The sequence below is a fragment of the Enterobacter sichuanensis genome (genome assembly GCF_009036245.1).
Classification (GTDB): domain Bacteria; phylum Pseudomonadota; class Gammaproteobacteria; order Enterobacterales; family Enterobacteriaceae; genus Enterobacter; species Enterobacter sichuanensis.
In genome coordinates this window covers 1,716,183-1,732,644 of sequence record NZ_CP027986.1, presented here as the reverse complement: position 1 = coordinate 1,732,644, position 16,462 = coordinate 1,716,183, and the positions used below count along the sequence as shown (strand labels likewise).

General features: G+C 56.3%; 19 protein-coding genes and 1 riboswitch. Of the genes, 9 read left to right on the top strand and 10 right to left on the bottom strand.

The features are described 5' to 3' along the window. Positions 1-4: 4 nt before the first annotated feature. Both rutF and rutG read left to right on the top strand, forming a co-directional pair. Positions 5-499 (top strand): NADH-dependent FMN reductase RutF, encoded by a 495-nt coding sequence (gene rutF / locus C1N69_RS08190; protein ID WP_095451691.1) that lies wholly within the window; start codon positions 5-7, stop codon positions 497-499. A gap of 21 nt (positions 500-520) precedes the next feature. After that, positions 521-1,843, top strand: coding sequence for a pyrimidine utilization transport protein G (gene rutG, locus C1N69_RS08185; protein WP_155030974.1), 1,323 nt, complete (start codon positions 521-523; stop codon positions 1,841-1,843). 74 nt (positions 1,844-1,917) lie between these two features. Here the strand turns inward: rutG and C1N69_RS08180 are convergent, their stop codons facing one another. The 4 genes from C1N69_RS08180 to C1N69_RS08165 all read right to left on the bottom strand — a co-directional run bounded on the left by C1N69_RS08180 (position 1,918) and on the right by C1N69_RS08165 (position 3,983). Continuing rightward, positions 1,918-2,439 carry a GNAT family N-acetyltransferase gene (locus C1N69_RS08180; protein WP_155030973.1) on the bottom strand — a complete coding sequence of 174 codons (522 nt, stop codon included), beginning with the start codon at positions 2,437-2,439 and terminating at the stop codon, positions 1,918-1,920. A gap of 6 nt (positions 2,440-2,445) precedes the next feature. Next, the gene (locus C1N69_RS08175; RefSeq protein WP_025755885.1) at positions 2,446-2,715 is read right to left on the bottom strand and encodes a type II toxin-antitoxin system TacA family antitoxin; all 270 of its coding nucleotides are present in this window, start codon (positions 2,713-2,715) and stop codon (positions 2,446-2,448) included. A 61-nt stretch (positions 2,716-2,776) separates the two neighbouring features. Next, a complete protein-coding gene (locus C1N69_RS08170; protein WP_095451688.1) occupies positions 2,777-3,694 on the bottom strand; it encodes a DMT family transporter in 918 nt (305 codons plus the stop codon). Positions 3,695-3,812: 118 nt separating this feature from the next. Next, positions 3,813-3,983 (bottom strand): con-10 family general stress protein, encoded by a 171-nt coding sequence (locus tag C1N69_RS08165; protein ID WP_013097201.1) that lies wholly within the window; start codon positions 3,981-3,983, stop codon positions 3,813-3,815. Positions 3,984-4,375: 392 nt separating this feature from the next. Between C1N69_RS08165 and wrbA the strand changes: the two genes are divergently transcribed. Further along, on the top strand, positions 4,376-4,972 hold the full coding sequence (gene wrbA, locus C1N69_RS08160; RefSeq protein ID WP_025755888.1) for an NAD(P)H:quinone oxidoreductase: 597 nt from the start codon (positions 4,376-4,378) through the stop codon (positions 4,970-4,972). Positions 4,973-4,990: 18 nt separating this feature from the next. Continuing rightward, positions 4,991-5,218, top strand: a complete 228-nt coding sequence (locus tag C1N69_RS08155; RefSeq protein ID WP_008499832.1) for a YccJ family protein — start codon at positions 4,991-4,993, stop codon at positions 5,216-5,218. A 32-nt stretch (positions 5,219-5,250) separates the two neighbouring features. On the opposite strand, the gene agp is transcribed toward C1N69_RS08155, so the two are convergent. Beyond that, positions 5,251-6,492 carry a bifunctional glucose-1-phosphatase/inositol phosphatase gene (gene agp, locus C1N69_RS08150; protein WP_059385533.1) on the bottom strand — a complete coding sequence of 414 codons (1,242 nt, stop codon included), beginning with the start codon at positions 6,490-6,492 and terminating at the stop codon, positions 5,251-5,253. A gap of 152 nt (positions 6,493-6,644) precedes the next feature. Between agp and C1N69_RS08145 the strand changes: the two genes are divergently transcribed. After that, the gene (locus C1N69_RS08145) at positions 6,645-7,088 is read left to right on the top strand and encodes a winged helix-turn-helix transcriptional regulator (RefSeq protein WP_094918320.1); all 444 of its coding nucleotides are present in this window, start codon (positions 6,645-6,647) and stop codon (positions 7,086-7,088) included. Positions 7,089-7,213: 125 nt separating this feature from the next. Beyond that, positions 7,214-8,008 carry an SDR family NAD(P)-dependent oxidoreductase gene (locus C1N69_RS08140; RefSeq protein ID WP_059385531.1) on the top strand — a complete coding sequence of 265 codons (795 nt, stop codon included), beginning with the start codon at positions 7,214-7,216 and terminating at the stop codon, positions 8,006-8,008. Position 8,009: 1 nt separating this feature from the next. Here the strand turns inward: C1N69_RS08140 and C1N69_RS08135 are convergent, their stop codons facing one another. Further along, a complete protein-coding gene (locus tag C1N69_RS08135) occupies positions 8,010-8,369 on the bottom strand; it encodes a winged helix-turn-helix transcriptional regulator (RefSeq protein ID WP_047958233.1) in 360 nt (119 codons plus the stop codon). A gap of 100 nt (positions 8,370-8,469) precedes the next feature. Here C1N69_RS08135 and C1N69_RS08130 point away from each other — a divergent pair, with 100 nt between their 5' ends. Then, on the top strand, positions 8,470-9,219 hold the full coding sequence (locus C1N69_RS08130) for an SDR family oxidoreductase (protein WP_155030972.1): 750 nt from the start codon (positions 8,470-8,472) through the stop codon (positions 9,217-9,219). A gap of 1 nt (position 9,220) precedes the next feature. On the opposite strand, the gene C1N69_RS08125 is transcribed toward C1N69_RS08130, so the two are convergent. Next, positions 9,221-9,724: a DedA family protein gene (locus C1N69_RS08125; protein WP_047958231.1), complete on the bottom strand. Its 504-nt coding sequence runs from the start codon at positions 9,722-9,724 to the stop codon at positions 9,221-9,223. A gap of 283 nt (positions 9,725-10,007) precedes the next feature. After that, a riboswitch (M-box (ykoK) riboswitch) is annotated at positions 10,008-10,177 on the top strand. A 61-nt stretch (positions 10,178-10,238) separates the two neighbouring features. Between C1N69_RS08125 and C1N69_RS08120 the strand changes: the two genes are divergently transcribed. Beyond that, entirely contained in the window at positions 10,239-11,240 is a 1,002-nt protein-coding gene (locus tag C1N69_RS08120; protein WP_045284640.1) for a magnesium transporter, read from the top strand. A gap of 42 nt (positions 11,241-11,282) precedes the next feature. Here C1N69_RS08120 and C1N69_RS08115 read toward each other — a convergent pair whose 3' ends face one another. Beyond that, positions 11,283-12,359, bottom strand: coding sequence for a LacI family DNA-binding transcriptional regulator (locus C1N69_RS08115; RefSeq protein WP_025755896.1), 1,077 nt, complete (start codon positions 12,357-12,359; stop codon positions 11,283-11,285). 269 nt (positions 12,360-12,628) lie between these two features. Here C1N69_RS08115 and C1N69_RS08110 point away from each other — a divergent pair, with 269 nt between their 5' ends. Next, positions 12,629-13,894, top strand: a complete 1,266-nt coding sequence (locus tag C1N69_RS08110; protein ID WP_025755897.1) for a maltoporin — start codon at positions 12,629-12,631, stop codon at positions 13,892-13,894. Positions 13,895-13,998: 104 nt separating this feature from the next. Here the strand turns inward: C1N69_RS08110 and C1N69_RS08105 are convergent, their stop codons facing one another. Both C1N69_RS08105 and C1N69_RS08100 read right to left on the bottom strand, forming a co-directional pair. Further along, entirely contained in the window at positions 13,999-14,241 is a 243-nt protein-coding gene (locus C1N69_RS08105; RefSeq protein WP_155030971.1) for a PTS sugar transporter subunit IIB, read from the bottom strand. Positions 14,242-14,384: 143 nt separating this feature from the next. Continuing rightward, entirely contained in the window at positions 14,385-16,442 is a 2,058-nt protein-coding gene (locus tag C1N69_RS08100; protein ID WP_095449506.1) for a beta-galactosidase, read from the bottom strand. Positions 16,443-16,462 lie beyond the last annotated feature (20 nt).

Genomic DNA, 16,462 nt, shown 5'->3' with positions numbered 1-16,462 from the left:
GAACATGACAGCACCGGATAAACAGACCTTTCGCGACGCCATGGCCTGCGTTGGCGCGGCGGTCAATATCATCACCACTGACGGCCCGGCGGGGAGAGCAGGCTTCACCGCCAGCGCGGTGTGCAGCGTCACGGATTCACCGCCCACCCTGCTGGTGTGCCTGAACCGCGGCGCGTCCGTCTGGCCCACATTTAGCGAAAACCGCACCCTGTGCGTGAATACCCTGAGCGCCGGGCAGGAGCCGTTATCCAATCTGTTTGGCGGCAAAACGCCGATGAAAGAACGCTTTGCCGCTGCCCGCTGGCAGAGGGGCGACACGGGCTGCCCACGGCTGGAGGATGCGCTGGCCTCCTTTGACTGCCGCATCAGCCAGGTGGTGAGCGTTGGTACCCATGACATTCTGTTCTGCGACATCGTTTCGATTATCCGCCACCCGGCGCCGCAAGGGCTGGTGTGGTTTGACCGCGGCTACCACGCGCTGATGCGACCCGCCTGCTGAGGCGCTTTAAGGAGACAGACCATGTTCGGATTTCCCCACTGGCAGTTGAAATCGACCTCCACAGACGCCGGCGTGGTCGCGCCGGATGAACGGCTCCCGCTCGGGCAAACCCTGGTAATGGGCGTCCAGCACGCGGTTGCCATGTTTGGCGCCACGGTGCTGATGCCGATGCTGATGGGGCTGGATCCCAACCTCTCGATTCTGATGTCCGGTATCGGCACGCTGCTGTTCTTTTTTGTCACCGGCGGGCGCGTGCCCAGCTATCTGGGCTCCAGCGCCGCCTTTGTGGGGGTGGTCATCGCCACCACCGGGTTTAACGGCCAGGGGATCAACCCTAACCTGAGCGTGGCCCTCGGGGGCATCATCGCCTGCGGTCTGGTGTACACCCTGATTGGTCTGGTGGTGATGAAGATCGGCACGCGCTGGATCGAACGCATGATGCCCCCCGTCGTGACCGGCGCAGTGGTGATGGCGATCGGCCTGAACCTCGCGCCGATTGCGGTCAGGAGCGTCTCCGCCTCGCCGTTTGAGAGCTGGATGGCGGTGATCACCGTGCTGTGTATTGGCCTGGTGGCGGTATTTACCCGCGGCATGGTCCAGCGCCTGCTGATTCTGGTCGGGCTGATTGTGGCCTGCCTTTTCTACGCTCTGCTGGCAAATGTCTTTGGTCTCGGCAAGCCTGTCGACTTCACATTGCTCCATCAGGCCGCCTGGTTCGGTCTGCCGCAAATCACATCGCCAGCCTTCAACAGCCAGGCAATGATGCTTATCGCCCCCGTGGCGGTGATCCTGGTGGCGGAGAACCTGGGTCATCTGAAGGCCGTGGCGGGCATGACCGGACGCAGTATGGATCCGTATATGGGCCGTGCGTTCGTCGGCGACGGGCTGGCAACCATGCTCTCCGGTTCCATGGGCGGCAGCGGCGTCACCACCTATGCCGAAAATATCGGCGTGATGGCGGTAACCAAAGTCTACTCGACGCTGGTGTTCGTGGCGGCGGCGGTGATGGCGATGCTGCTTGGTTTCTCACCGAAATTCGGCGCGCTGATCCACACCATTCCGTCACCGGTTATTGGCGGCGCATCGATTGTGGTCTTCGGGCTGATCGCCGTGGCGGGAGCACGCATCTGGGTGCAACATCGCGTCGATCTCAGTCAGAACAGCAACCTGATTATGGTGGCCGTCACACTGGTGCTGGGCGCGGGGGATTTCGCCCTGACGCTGAGCGGATTCACGATTGGCGGGATTGGTACGGCGACCTTTGGCGCCATTCTTCTTAACGCCCTGCTGAACCGGCGGGAAGCGGCCGCGCCGCAGGGCGAGGTGGTGCATCAGGATTCGTGATAAGTCACCCCGAAGGGGAGAGGGTTAGGGTGAGGGGGGGCAAAAACGCCCCCTCATACTTTCAGGACGCAGGTCTACTCTTCTTCAAGCAGGCGTTCGATAGATTTGGTGGGATAAAAAAGCGAATGACTGTTTTCACCCGTCAGAGGGATAAAGCCCAGCTTCAGATAAAACCGTTTAGCCTGTTCGTTAATCGCATCGACAAAGAGTCCATGTACGCCTACCGCCTGCGATGCCAGGTAAACCACGCGCATAGCATGCGTGACGAGTGTTGTTCCCCACTCACGTCCCTGCAGGTCTTTATGGACAGCCAGACGCCCCAGCGTCACGCTCGGTACGTTGATATAAGGGATCCGACGCTGCTGAGTCTTAGAAGGAAGCATCGCTTTTTCAAAGCAACTTCCGGACAGCGTGTAATAGCCGAGGACACGAGGATGGTCGCGATCTTTAAGCAGATAGCCGCGTAAAATACGCCCAGTGTGCTGACGCACCAGATGGTCTGCCAGGAAGGAATTTAGCGAGGGTTCACCACAATCGAAATTCCTGAAATCATACTCTTCTCCCTCTGAAAACATTTCGATCGTGAGATTTTCCACGACGCTTCACTCCATGTTTCGAAGACGTTTTGCCGCTCGCTTCAGGCGTTCATTTGGCTCTGGCGGATTGTCGATGGCGTTCATCACGGCATTCCATGATGTTTCGTTTAAGACGAGACGCCGATGCTGTTCGATGACCTCTGCAGCACGTTCAGACGCACTGTTCACCATAAACTGGGTGATCGTTTGGTTCGTCATCGCCGCCGCCTCTTCAATCATTGTTTTGTCTTCGTCCGTCAGGCGAAGATCGATACGCTGTTTTTTAAGTGCTGGCATAATTGACTTTATCGTGTACGGTGTTTATCCGTACATATCGTAGAGACATCCGTCCTTTTTTTCAATCTAAACCTTCTTCAGCCGGCACATCGCTCACCTCACGGCGACGTTTTTTTAGCTTTAATTCGCTCACCAGCACCCCGGCGACGATAAACGCTGCGCCCACCAGGGCCAGCAGCGGCAAACGCTCGCCCGCAAGCCGCCCAAAAATTCCTGCCCAGACCGGCTCCCCGGTATAGATCACCGTCGCCCGGGTCGGCGACACGCTGCGCTGCGCCCAGTTCATGGTCACCTGAATAATGGCGCTGAAAATGCCCAGCCCCAGCGCCACCACGACAAGGCCGGTGGACATTGGCGGTACCGACTCCCCAGCCGGCACCATCGTCGCAAATGCCACCAGCGACGCGGTGGCGAGCTGCACTACCGTCACGCGCTTGACGTCGACCTTCCCCGCCCAGGCGCTAATCAGAATAATTTCCGCCGCAATGGCAATTGCCCCGATCAGGGTAATGATCTCCCCCGTCCCCAGCGCCAGCAGGTTGTTTTCCGGCCCGGCCAGCAAAATAAGGCCGATAAACGCCAGCACGATCCCGATGCAGGACATCAGCCCCGGCAGTCGCCCAAGGCACAGCCACTGCAGTAGTGGCACCAGCGGCACATACATGGCGGTAATAAATGCGGATTTACTGCTGGAGATGGTCTGCAATCCCCACGTCTGCAGGCTATAGCCCATCGCTATCGCCACCCCAATCGCCACCCCTGCCTTAAGCTCTTTCAACGTCAGACCCCGCAGCGTGTTAAGCGAGCAGAGCCCCACGGCAATCGCTGCCGTCGCAAAGCGCAGGCCAACAAAAAAGAACGGATCGCTAAGGGTCACCGCGTACTGGACGGCCAGAAACGTCCCGCCCCAGAACATGGTGATGAGAATAAGGATGGCTTCCTGCGGTTTAACGGAAAATTTGAAACGTGAGACAGACATGCGGCACTCGCAATGAAGAACAATTCCCTAGTGTGCGTTGCCTTTGGTTACAGTTCAATGTTGCAGAAATAAAAAAACCGCCGGGAAGCCCCGGCGGCAGGGAGATCAACCCGGCGACTTACTTATTGCCGCCATGGCTGTTTTTACCCCCTTTTTTGCCAGCCTCAGATGCGCGCTGAGGGTCATTTTTGAAATTCCCCCCGCTATGCTGGCCACCTTTACGGCCTGCTTCTGATGCTCTTTCACGGTCTTCTGCGAAATTACCTGAACCACCACGATGGTTTGCCATCTCTAACCTCCAGAGTGTGAAACATTAGACATCATATTGCATTCAGTAAAAGAGGATTCTTTCACCTCGCGGCCCAAGGACAACGCCTTTATCTGTGCCGCGTGAAACTAAGCTTAGTGGAATGAGGTTATCCGGCAAGTCGAAGGTAATATCCTGCAACATGATCTCAATCTTTCGGGTGAGATAACGCGGCGGTAATCCATAAGCCTTTCTTATCATTTTAAAAATCGGCAGCGGGAAAGTTGTATCATTTTGCTACAAAGCCATTTTTAGACCCATATTGTTATAAATCAAATAAATGGCGTTCATTTTTGCAGTCTGGCTGTGATGACATATCTTTAAAAGAGCGCAGCGATCCGCTGTCAGAGAAAACAAACGAGGAGTGATGCAAAATGGCAAAAGTTCTGGTGCTCTATTATTCCATGTATGGACACATTGAAACCATGGCTCACGCGGTAGCAGAGGGTGCAAACAAGGTGGACGGCGTTGAGGTTGTGGTGAAACGCGTACCGGAAACCATGCAGGCAGAAGCATTCGCAAAAGCCGGGGGTAAAACACAAAATGCCCCGGTGGCCACCCCGCAGGAACTGGCTGATTACGATGCCATCATCTTTGGCACCCCGACCCGCTTTGGCAATATGTCCGGCCAGATGCGTACCTTCCTCGATCAGACGGGCGGACTGTGGGCATCAGGCGCGTTATACGGCAAGCTCGCCAGCGTCTTCAGCTCCACCGGGACCGGCGGCGGCCAGGAACAGACGATTACCTCAACCTGGACTACCCTTGCTCATCACGGGATGGTGATTGTGCCGATTGGCTACGGGGCACAGGAGTTATTTGATATTTCTCAGGTACGTGGCGGTACGCCGTACGGCGCAACCACCATTGCCGGCGGCGATGGCTCCCGACAGCCGAGCAATGAAGAGCTCGCTATCGCCCGTTACCAGGGTGAATACGTCGCGGGTCTCGCCAAAAAACTGAACGGCTAACCCAACAGGAGGACAAGCATGCCAACGCAAGAATCAAAAGCTCACCACGTGGGTGAATGGGCAAGTTTACGCAATACCTCGCCGGAGATCGCCGAAGCCATTTTTGAAGTCGCGAAGTATGACGAAAAACTGGCAGAGCAGATTTGGGAAGAAGGCAACGATGAAGTGCTGGTGCGCGCCTTCGAAAAAACGGACAAAGACTCGCTCTTCTGGGGTGAGCAAACCATCGAACGTAAAAACGTCTGAACGATTCCCCCCGCCATGCGGGGGGTTATCCTCTATTTTGCCGCGTTGTTCATCACCGCATTGAATTTGTCGACAGGACAGAAGCCGTTCGCATCGACCGGACAGCCCTTAAGCTCAAGCGTCACGCGCTGCGCCGGAGATTGCAGCGACAGCACGCTGGCGTTACGCAGTTGCTCTGAGCTCTGATAGACATACTCAATTTTCATCAATTCCTGGTTGCTGTTTTTGTCATGCCAGCGCTGGAAGACAATTTTGCCGCCAATCGGGGTGCGTTCCTGCTGGTCGTGCAGCTGGTACGGTTTGAAATCCAGCGCCGTGAGCAAGGAAGCGATGTTTGAATCATGCCCCACCAGCAGGGTGATTTTCGGCGCTTTCGCCTGTTCGGTGACCAGGGTTTTATCGATGTATTTCACCAGCGGTTTGGCGACGTTTTGCGCCACCTCGGTAGAGGTAAACAGCGAGTCCTGATAACCGTTTTTCAGCTTCGACAGTACGCGCCACTGCTGGTCGGTTTTGATCTCTCCCCAGGCCACCTGGTCCGCCGGGAAACCTTCGTAATACTGCAGCGTAAAGGCGTCAACCAGCGAGTTTCCCACCTTCAGCGGCCCGGAAACGCCAGGCTCTTTTTCGTAATCAGCGCTGAAGGTATCTTTCGCATCCGCCAGCGAGCAGACCTTTTTCTCTTTGCACGACGGCGACTCAGCGTAGTTCGTCATCTGCTCCAGCAGCTTGTAGCTTTCCGCAAGCTGCATTTTCTGCCGCTCGGCCTCCATCGCCTTCAGCGCTTTGTCGCGGAATTCAGGGGAATTATCGGTAATCACCGGGTTAAAGGTCGGGTCCATGGTGCCCATTTTTTCCTGATGATGAACAGGCACATCACAGCCCGGGAAGGCGCCGGTGATAAAGAACTGCGCGGTGGCGACGGTACGCTGCAGGCTGTTGGCATAGGCATACACCGCATCCGCTGGCGGGCACTCGCCGGACTTGATCATCCCCTGCTGTGCCAGCCACTCGCGCATATAATGACCCATATAGACTTCCAGCACTCCGCCTTTGGTGGTGAGCTGACCACCCGGCACTTCCCACTCAGGCCACTGCTTTGGCGTCGACTGCTCCAGCACGCTGCCGTTGTTGGCAAGCGGGGCACGCAGGTTATGACGACTCATGATTAAAACTTGCTCCAGCTGATACCCTTCCGGCGTCTCTTGCGCCTGCACGCCAAACGTTGCTGAAATGGAACCGGCGACTGCCAGCGCGAGTAGTGCTTTTCTCATCCCTAATTCCTCACTCGTTTTAAAATGTCGCGTTCAGTGTGACAGAACCGTGACAATTTTCCGGGAAGTATTTCTCAAACTGATGATTAACACGCTTACGGTGAGCGTCGATTAGTTTTATAATAAAACCATACCCCTCCGGAGAATGTGCTGTGAAACGTACCCGTCTTGAAGAGAGCACCTGCCCCGTCGCCCGTTCGCTGGATATCATCGGTGACTGGTGGTCGCTGCTGATTGTTCGCGACGCGCTCCGCGGGCTTACGCGCTTTGGCGAGTTTCAGAAAAGCCTCGGGATTGCGAAAAACATGCTGACCACGCGGCTTAAGCTGTTGGTTGACGAAGGTATCCTTCGGCTTCAGCCCGCCTCCGACGGCAGCGCCTGGCAGGAGTATGTCCTGACCGACAAGGGACGCGCCCTGCAGACGGTGCTGGTTGCCCTGTCACAGTGGGGCAATGAATATTTATTTGCTGAACACGAATGCGGCACCGTCCTTGTCGATAGCGAAAAGCGCAAACCCTTGCGAAAACTGGCGCTTATCGCCGACGACGGTCGCGAACTGACCCCTGAGCAGATAGTGGCCAAACTCCCCTCCTGATCGCTCCCGCCAGCAAAAGCACAAAATGCCCACCAATTTGGTTGCATTATAAAACCAAATAGCAGAAAGTGGATTAAGTTTCATGTTGAAACCAAATAACCCACTTTGCTTTGAGGTAACACACGATGACTACGCCACGCTCTACCGCCCTGGTAACAGGTGCCTCTTCCGGAATTGGTGCTGTCTATGCCGATCGCCTTGCCGCTCGCGGCCTTAATCTGGTGCTGGTCGCCCGGCGTGAAGAACGACTACAGGCGCTGGCCAGTGAACTGCGCGAACGCTATGACGTTGCGGTCGAGGTTCTGGTGGCCGATCTCACGGAGGAAGCCGGGATCCGCGCCGTGGAAGAGACGCTGCGCAGCAACACCGCCATCGATACGCTGATTAACAACGCGGGCACCGCACAGATGGCCCCGTTCCTCGCGGGTGATGTGGCCCGGCATCAGGCCATTAACACCCTGAACACCACGGCGCTGATGCGCTTAACGTATGCCATTCTGCCGCGCCTGGCAGAGAATAACCGCGGCACGCTTGTCAACATCGCGTCCGTGCTGGCTCTGCACGTGCGGGCGGGCAGCGCGCTCTACAGCGCCACCAAGGCGTGGGTGCTCAGCTTTACCCGCGGGCTGCAGGAAGAGTTTGCCGACAGCAACCTGCGCATTCAGGCGGTGTTGCCTGCCGCCACGGCGACGGAGATCTGGAGCCATTCCGGCGTCACGGTTAACGATCTGCCGGAAGGGTCAGTAATGACCACGGAAGATATGGTGGATGCGTCACTGGCGGGTCTGGATCAGGGTGAACTGATCACCATCCCGCCGATGCATGACGCTGGCCTGTGGGATCGCTACGAAACGGCGCGTCTGGAATTGTTTAACAGCGCGCGCACCGGTATTCCGGCCCCGCGCTACGTAAAACAGTAGCCTAACGCTCCAGCTGGTCGCCGTACTCAGTCATCCAGGCGGCCAGCGGCGAGAGTGCATTTTGCAGAGTGAGCCCGAGCGCGGTAATTTGGTACTCCACCCGTGGCGGGATCTCAGGGTAGACCGTACGCGTCACCAGCCCGCGCTGCTCGAAAAGGCGAAGCTGCTTCGTCAACTCTTTTTGCGTAATCGGGGCAGCCGCGCGCAGCAGATCGCCAAAGCGAACGGGCGTATTGAACACAATCAGGCGATAGAGAATGGGGATCGCCCATTTACCGGAAATCAGGTTGACAAACTGCGTCATCGGGCAGGTATACACCTCAGATTTTTTTTCGCAGCACACGTCCAGACTTTCTGCCATTGCACACCTCTTGCCTCGTTAGTATCCATTTGGTACCTGGTTTCCTTTCGATACTAACGTTTCTATAGTGTTTTCTCCAGAGACATTTCAGGAGAAGAATATGGGTCGTTTAACCGATAAGTACACGCTGATTACCGGCGGCACCAGCGGCATCGGTCTTGCTACCGCGCAGGCGTTTATCGCCGAAGGCGCACACGTCGCCGTCACCGGACGCAATCCCGACACGCTCGCCGAAGCAGAGCGCATTCTGGGCGAAAACGCCTGGGTGATCCCGACCGATGCGGGAGATATTGCTTCGCAAAAAGCGCTGGCGGAGACCCTTGCCGCCCGCTGGCCACGCCTGGACGCGGTATTTCTCAACGCCGGTGATGTGACGCACGCGCCGCTGGACGCGTGGCAGGAAGAAGCCTGGGATCGTCTGATGGGCATCAACCTGAAGGGACCGTTCTTTTTAATTCAGGCACTGCTGCCGCTGCTGAATAATCCCTCCTCCGTGATCCTGTGCGGCTCCGTAAGCGCGCGCATCGGCCTGCCCACCAGCAGCGTGTATGCCGCGAGCAAGGCTGCCCTGCTGTCGCTGGCGCGCACGTTGTCGGCGGAACTGCTGCCGCGCGGGATCCGCGTCAACGGCCTGAGCCCCGGTCCGGTGGAAACCCCGGCCTTTAACAAAACGGGCTTAAGCGAAGAAGCGCTTAACGCGATGATGGCGGAGATCATCAAGCTGGTGCCGCTGGGCAGAATGGGCTCCACGACGGAGCTGGCAAAAGCCGCGCTCTATCTGGCCTCCGACGAGTCCAGCTATACGGTAGGCACGGAGCTGCTGGTCGACGGCGGGATGGGAAGTTTGTAACTCAGAAGGCGCTGATGCCGGTGACAATGCCGACATACAGCGCCGCCCAGACGGCGGCAGAGAGCAGGCTCACCACATAAACCTTGACCACGTTAAGCCTGAGCATGCCTGCCGCCAGCGGTACGATATAGCGCAGCACCGCCAGGAAGCGCGCGCTGAACAGTACCAGCACGCCGTTTTTCTGCAGCTGATGTTGCACCCGCAAAAATTTACTGGCGTGTTTTGCGGTGAGGCGGGTTATCCATCGCGTGTGCCCCATCAGTTGGCCGATATGGAAGTTCAGCGCTGAACCCACCGTTGCCCCCATCACCACGGCCAGCCACGCCAGCGCCGGATGCATGCTCGCCTGACTTACGGTAATGCCGGTCAACAGCATCACCGAGGCAGGTGGCAGCACAGAGGAGATCAGCACCGTTGATTTACTCAGCGCCATCATAAATAACAGCGCGAAAAGATGTGCCGGATAGAGCGCAAAGTGATTCAGCAAAGTATCAAGCCACGTCATTTACCCTCCCCCGATGTAAATATCATTCTTCATTTAAAATGAATTCACTTAAATAAACCCTCAACGTCTTATTAATAAGATTCTTCTAAACCGTTCTTAAACATTTTTTAAATTCCTGAGCGGCAAAATTTATTAAGCGTATTATCCCTCTCGTTTTATACCCTAAATAATTCGAGTTGCAGGAAGGCGGCAAGGGAACGAATCCCCGGGAGCGTACACAAGTACGTGACTGGGGTGAGTGAGTGCAGCCAACGCACCTGCAACTTGAAGTATGACGGGTATACAACGATCTCGTTATGGCGAGGCTCCTGTACAAATACACGTTATCGCTCTGGTGGGTTCGAGAGAACCGGCACAGGGTAAAACAGGCACTGTCGAATCAAGGCTTTGTCAGTATAACTTCCCTTGCGGGATACGGTGTACAGTGCTGAACCCAGGACGTGGGGATCTCCTCTTCGACATGCCCTGTCTTGCTCGCCCCTGAGAGATTTTTATTATTCAAAGGGAATTCATTATGTCTTACGCTATTCACAACCAGAACCCGACATTCAATGACAGCGCCATCGCGCAGTATATGAATACCGATTTTATCGTCCTCGATATTTCATTATGCGTGGCGCTGGCGCGCGAGCAATTCTTCGAAAAATTAAAAGACGATGATATCCCGTCGCATATTTTTATTGAAGACCATGGCCGCCTGGCGGGGATGATTGCCGTGCGCCAGTTGCTGCAGACTTCCGATACGGTACAGCCGGTGAAATCGCTGATGATTTCGCAATTTTTACAGGTCAAACCGGAGGATGAACGTGCCGACGTTGCCGGACTGCTGGCCCACGGCGACGCGGATGTCGTGCCCGTGGTCACCCACGGTAAGCTTGTCGGCTGCCTGACCGAACGGGAAATCGCCCATCTGCTGGAAGATGACGTTACCGAAGATGCCCAGCTTCAGGGGGCGACGCTGCCGCTGGAGAAACCCTATCTGGAAACCAGCGCCTTTAATCTGTGGAAAAAACGCTCCGTCTGGCTGCTGCTGCTGTTTGTCGCCGAAGCCTACACCAGCTCGGTCATTCAGCATTTCGAAGAGGCGCTGGAGTCCGCCATCGCGCTGGCGTTCTTTATCCCGCTGCTGATTGGCACAGGTGGCAACAGCGGAACGCAGATCACCTCCACGCTGGTGCGCGCCATGGCACTGGGAGAGGTGCACCTGCGCGATGTCGGACGCGTGCTGCGTAAAGAGATGAGTACGTCGCTGATGATTGCCGCCACGCTGGGCCTTGCCGGGTGCATCCGGGCCTGGATGATGGGAATTGGGCTGGAAATTACGCTTATCGTCAGCCTGACGCTGGTGTGCATTACGCTGTGGAGCGCCATCGTCTCGTCCGTGATCCCGATGGTGCTCAAGCGCTGCGGCATTGACCCGGCGGTTGTCTCCGCGCCGTTTATCGCGACGCTTATCGACGGTACCGGGCTGATTATTTACTTCAAAATCGCGCAATATACCCTGGGGCTGGAGTGATCTTGCGAGCACCGCTTTCCCGTGATTGCGGTGCTCACTGTGCTACACATCACCCAGTTGATGCGCAATCTCACGCAACTGCTGGGCCAGCGCCTGGAGGTTTTTCCCCTTCTCTCCTTTCGGCCCGGTAGACTGTCGCACCACCAGACGGGCAGGTAAAATCGAGGACATACGCAACGCATTATCTTCGCCGCTGTCCAGAATGCGGCGCACCGCCTCTTTACCCTGCAGATCTAAATCCAGTGAGACCGTGGTCAGCGCCGGGTAGAAGAATGAGCTTTCGTAAGTGTCATCATAGCCAATCACCGACTTCTCGCCCGGAATGGAAATCTGCTGCTGGTGGAAGGCGCTCAGTACGCCCAGCGCCATCTGGTCGTTGCCCACCAGCACGGCGGAAAACTGCGGCGTTTCACGCAGCATCTGCAGCGCACCGGCATACCCGCTCTGCGCATCCCAGTTGCCGCGGATCACCGAGGCGGGCTCCAGACCGTAGCCTTTCAGGGTTTCGATCCAGCTTTTTAGCCTCAACTGTGCCGATACAGAGGACTCTGGCCCGGCCAGCAGGGCGATGTCGCGATGGCCCAGTTCGTAAAGGTATTTAACGCTGGCGCGGGTGCCGTCCGCCGGGTTAAACGAAACGTTAAACACGGAACTGTACGGGTCGACATCCAGGAACAGACAGACAATATCATCGTTGTCTGTCGCGATTTTCTGCGCCTCTTCGGCCTCCAGCGGCACGTTAATGATCACCTTGCTCACCCGCTGGGACTTCAGCTCGTTGATAGAATCCTGAATACTGTGATTGACGTTCTCATCAATCATGGAAATCAGGACCTGATAACCTTCCACATTCGCATAGCGTTTTACCGCCGCAGCCACCTGAGAAGGGGCATGCAATGCGAGCGAAATCGTCACCAGTCCGACAGTCTGGGTCTGTTTGCCGACCAGCTGCTGAGCCAGGCGGTTGGGCACATACCGTAATAACTCTATGGATTTCTCCACCTTGCTACGCGTGGCGTCGGATACATTGGCAGATTTATTCAGTACCCTGGACACGGTCTGATAGGAGACGCCTGCATGGCGTGCCACGTCCTCTAACGTTGCGCTTTTCGACTTCATGGTCCGGTTCCTTATGTTGTTATGCGCTGATTGTAACAGGGGCGCTGAAAAAAAACGCTTACCGCCCTCTTTTCACTGACACAACACCATCAAAAAGTATGACGCTCACAATGACACAACCTGCGACAAATCTCATTACCTGATACAAAATTGTCTATTTTATTTGCACTTAATCACACATTTATGATCATGCAATTGCCAGACAAAAGGTTTAGGCATTTTATGACAGCGGATTTGTGAACGTATTACAAAACAATAAGAGGGTAACAATGAACACGACGATCCGCTCTGTATCCGTTGCGCTGGCTGCCGCGTTAGCGTCTCCATCGCTGTTTGCCGCGTCTTCGGTACCGATTGATTTCCATGGCTATCTTCGCTCCGGCGTGGGCGTCTCACGGGATGGTGGGATGGAGGAGTGGCAGAAGAATAAAATTGGCCGTCTGGGTAACGAAGCCGATACCTACGGCGAGCTGGAACTGGGCTCTGAGGTTTATAAAAAGAACGACGTAAGCTTTTATCTCGACAGCATGGTGAGCATGGTGTCTGACGGCTCTAACGATAACGAAACCACCTTTGGCGACGATGCCCAGTTTGGCCTGCGTCAGTTGAACCTGCAGATCAAGGGGCTGATTCCGGGCGATCCCAACGCGGTGATCTGGGGTGGGAAGCGCTATTACCAGCGCCACGACCTGCACATCATCGACACCAAATACTGGAATATCTCGGGATCCGGCGCAGGTATCGAGAACTATACGCTCGGCCCTGGAGCGGTCTCCGTGGCGTGGATCCGCGGCGATGCCAACGACGTGGACTACCGCGTTGACGGTGATAACGACGTGAACATCAACTATATCGATCTACGCTATGCGGGCTGGAAACCGTGGGCAGGCGCCTGGACCGAAGTCGGCATCGACTACGCCATGCCAAACCCGACCAACAAGCAGAAAGAGTACGGCGGGCTGTACGAGGCCGACAACGGCGTGATGGTAACCGGCGAGATCAGCCAGGACATGCTGGGAGGATACAACAAGCTGGTGTTGCAGTACGCCAACAAAGGCCTGGCGCAGAACATGGTGTCCCAGGGGGGCGGCTGGTACGACATGTGGAACGATGTGAACGATGCCAGCGGCTACCGCGTGATCAATACCGGCTTAATTCCCATTACCGACAAGCTCTCCTTCAACCACGTGTTGACCTGGGGTTCGGCAGACGACACTACGCAATATACCGATAAATCGCGCCTGATTTCCCTTGTCGGCCGCGCGCAGTACCAGTTTACCGAGTATGTCCGCCTGATTGGCGAAGTGGGTGGTTTCTACCAGAAAGACACCTACACCGACGGGTCTGACTACAAGCAGAGCGGTGAGAAATATACCCTTGCCCTCGGCCTGGCCGATGGCCCTGACTTTATGTCGCGTCCGGAACTGCGCGTATTTGCGTCTTACCTGAATGATTCCGAAAAAGGGAAATCCTTCGAGGACGGCACCGCGAATAATACCTGGAACTTTGGGGTGCAGGTCGAAGCCTGGTGGTAAACCTTCATTTTTAAAATGCGTTAATCGTTATTGTATCTCCAGCTAATTGCAGCGTATATCTCTGCTCAGGGATAGCCATTATTTTGGCTATCCCTTTTTTATATTTACTGATTAAAATGTTCATCTAATAACTGACGTAAGGCATCAGACTGCCTGCCAAATATGGCGTGCACCTGCTGACCGATAATAATTACGCCCAGCGCCCCTTCATTCTGTAACGCCTCAGAGTCAACCCTATTTAAATCTTTAACCGTCACGCGCAGGCGGGTAATGCAGGCTTCAACGTGTTCGATATTATCGTCACCGCCAAACGCGGGAATTAAACGCTGGGTAATTTGACTGTCCATAATACGCCTCATTCTATGCAGATAAAAAAATGCCTGCTCGTGGAGCAGGCTCTTTGCCTTTTTGCCCGGCGGCGCTGCGCTTGCACGGGCCTACGGGTTGGGAAGGCCGGGTTAGCACAGCGCCACCCGGCAATAAAACCGCACTACGCTTTACGCCTGAGCACCCGACAGTCCCACGGCAGCAGCACGGTATCGCCCGCGGCGGCGGCGTCTGTCATGCAGTCGGTATACCCTTGCGGCAGCGTGATGTATTGCTGCTGTGCCGTGTAGTTCTGCACAAACACCCAGCTGGTTTCGCCATCCGTGCGCGCCGTGGCAACCACGCCCGGCGGGAGTTCACTCTCGATGGCGCGCGGCAGCGCCAGCTCGTTGATAATCCCGGCGAAGAAATCGCGCTGGAACGGCAGATCGTTGCGCGAAGCGACGTGCCACGCCTTGCCTTTACCGACGCGGTTGACCGTGACCGCAGGGCGACCGGCGTAGAAATCATCGCGGTAGGTCGCCAGCACCTGTGCGGACTCCGCGTGGATCAGCTCGCATAAATGCCGCACCTGATACGGCCCCTGCAGGCCTGCCGCGTTGCCCGCCAGCCCCTGAACCAAATTGCGCTCCCCCTCACCCAGGCAGTCGATCTCTTCTGCCCAGATCCCCAGCAGCTTGCGCAGCGGCCCGGGGAAACCGCCCAGATGACAGAGATCGGTCTCATCCACCACGCCGGTCCAGTAAGTCGTCACCAGATGTCCGCCATTAGCCACAAAGGCTTCTGCCCGCCCGGCAAATCCTTCGCGTACCATATAAAGCATGGGGGCTATCACCAGCGCGTACTGGCTCAGATCGCCGTCAGCGTCAATGACATCCACCGCGATGCCTTTTTCCCAGAACGGACGATAGTGCTCGTTGACGGTTTTTTCGTACTCCATTCCCATATTGCGCGGACCTTCGGCATCGTCCAGCGCCCAGCGGTTTTGCTGGTCGAAGACGATCGCCACCCGGGCCTCGGTACGGCAGCCGACCACCCCCGACAGGCGGGCCAGCATCTCGCCCAGGCGCGTCACTTCACGCCCGACGCGGGTATCCAGATGGCCCACGTGGTCGATAACCGCGCCGTGGAATTTCTCCACCGACCCGCGGCTTTTACGCCACTGGAAGTACTGCACTGAATCCGCCCCGTGCGCCACCGCCTGCATTGACGAGAGAATATGCATCCCCGGCTTTTTCAACTTGCTGGTCGGCTGCCAGTTGGTGGTGCTCGGCGTTGACTCCATCAGCACGAAGGGCTTACCGCCCTTCAGGCTGCGCATCATGTCATGATACATGGCGGTGTAGCAGGCAAGTGCCGTTTCGTCTTTCTCCCGGTGCCACATCGGGTAGCTGTCCCAGGAGATAAAGTCGATCGCCTTCGCAAGCTGCCAGTAGTCGTAGTCGTAGAAATACTCCATAAAGTTGGTGGTCACCGGCAGTTCGGCATTCGCGGCTTTTAGCGGGGCCACTTCATGGCGGCAGAAATCGGTCACCTGCGCGGTATTGAAGCGACGCCAGTCGAGGTTCAGGCCGTGAATCGACACTTCTCCCTGCGGCGCGGGGGACGCAATCTGCGACCAGTCAGTATAGGTATGGCTCCAGAAGGTGCTCCACCACGCATGGTTCAGCGCGTCGAGGGTTTTGTAACGCGCTTTCAGCCAGTCGCGGAAGCGTGCCTGGCACAGATCACAGTGGCATTCACCGCCGTACTCATTGGAGATATGCCAGCCCAGCACCGCCGGATGGTGGGAATAACGCTCCGCCAGCAGGCCGTTTATTTTGAGCGTTTTCGCGCGGTAGACCGGGGATGACATGCAGTGGTTATGACGGCCTCCATGCAGCGCGGGCACGCGGTTGCGCCCGACGCGCAGCACCTCAGGGTATTTTTGCGACATCCACGCCGGACGCGCGCCGCTTGGCGTCGCCAGGAAAATATGAATACCTGCCGCATACAGTTTTTCAATAATATTATCCAGCCACGCAAAATCATATTCCCCTTCACGCGGCTCCAGCTTCGCCCAGCTAAATATGCCCACCGACATGACATTACATTTCGCCTGCTGCATCATGGCGATATCTTGCTCAATAATACCGGGGTAATTCTCCCACTGCTCCGGGTTATAGTCGGCGCCATGCAATAACGCCGCGACCTTTGGGCTTAAAGGCGCAAATTTATTCATATTTACAACGTCCTGAATGG

Excerpts from the sequence above, each read along its gene's own strand:
- C1N69_RS08165 (WP_013097201.1), bottom strand. The coding sequence starts at position 3,983 with ATGGCAAACCATCGTGGTGGTTCAGGTAATTTCGCAGAAGACCGTGAA.
- C1N69_RS08130 (WP_155030972.1), top strand. The coding sequence starts at position 8,470 with ATGGGTCGTTTAACCGATAAGTACACGCTGATTACCGGCGGCACCAGC.
- rutG (WP_155030974.1), top strand. The coding sequence starts at position 521 with ATGTTCGGATTTCCCCACTGGCAGTTGAAATCGACCTCCACAGACGCC.
- rutF (WP_095451691.1), top strand. The coding sequence starts at position 5 with ATGACAGCACCGGATAAACAGACCTTTCGCGACGCCATGGCCTGCGTT.
- C1N69_RS08135 (WP_047958233.1), bottom strand. The coding sequence starts at position 8,369 with ATGGCAGAAAGTCTGGACGTGTGCTGCGAAAAAAAATCTGAGGTGTAT.
- C1N69_RS08120 (WP_045284640.1), top strand. The coding sequence starts at position 10,239 with ATGTCTTACGCTATTCACAACCAGAACCCGACATTCAATGACAGCGCC.
- C1N69_RS08140 (WP_059385531.1), top strand. The coding sequence starts at position 7,214 with ATGACTACGCCACGCTCTACCGCCCTGGTAACAGGTGCCTCTTCCGGA.
- C1N69_RS08100 (WP_095449506.1), bottom strand. The coding sequence starts at position 16,442 with ATGAATAAATTTGCGCCTTTAAGCCCAAAGGTCGCGGCGTTATTGCAT.
- wrbA (WP_025755888.1), top strand. The coding sequence starts at position 4,376 with ATGGCAAAAGTTCTGGTGCTCTATTATTCCATGTATGGACACATTGAA.
- C1N69_RS08110 (WP_025755897.1), top strand. The coding sequence starts at position 12,629 with ATGAACACGACGATCCGCTCTGTATCCGTTGCGCTGGCTGCCGCGTTA.
- C1N69_RS08115 (WP_025755896.1), bottom strand. The coding sequence starts at position 12,359 with ATGAAGTCGAAAAGCGCAACGTTAGAGGACGTGGCACGCCATGCAGGC.
- C1N69_RS08105 (WP_155030971.1), bottom strand. The coding sequence starts at position 14,241 with ATGGACAGTCAAATTACCCAGCGTTTAATTCCCGCGTTTGGCGGTGAC.
- C1N69_RS08170 (WP_095451688.1), bottom strand. The coding sequence starts at position 3,694 with ATGTCTGTCTCACGTTTCAAATTTTCCGTTAAACCGCAGGAAGCCATC.
- C1N69_RS08175 (WP_025755885.1), bottom strand. The coding sequence starts at position 2,715 with ATGCCAGCACTTAAAAAACAGCGTATCGATCTTCGCCTGACGGACGAA.
- C1N69_RS08155 (WP_008499832.1), top strand. The coding sequence starts at position 4,991 with ATGCCAACGCAAGAATCAAAAGCTCACCACGTGGGTGAATGGGCAAGT.
- C1N69_RS08125 (WP_047958231.1), bottom strand. The coding sequence starts at position 9,724 with ATGACGTGGCTTGATACTTTGCTGAATCACTTTGCGCTCTATCCGGCA.
- agp (WP_059385533.1), bottom strand. The coding sequence starts at position 6,492 with ATGAGAAAAGCACTACTCGCGCTGGCAGTCGCCGGTTCCATTTCAGCA.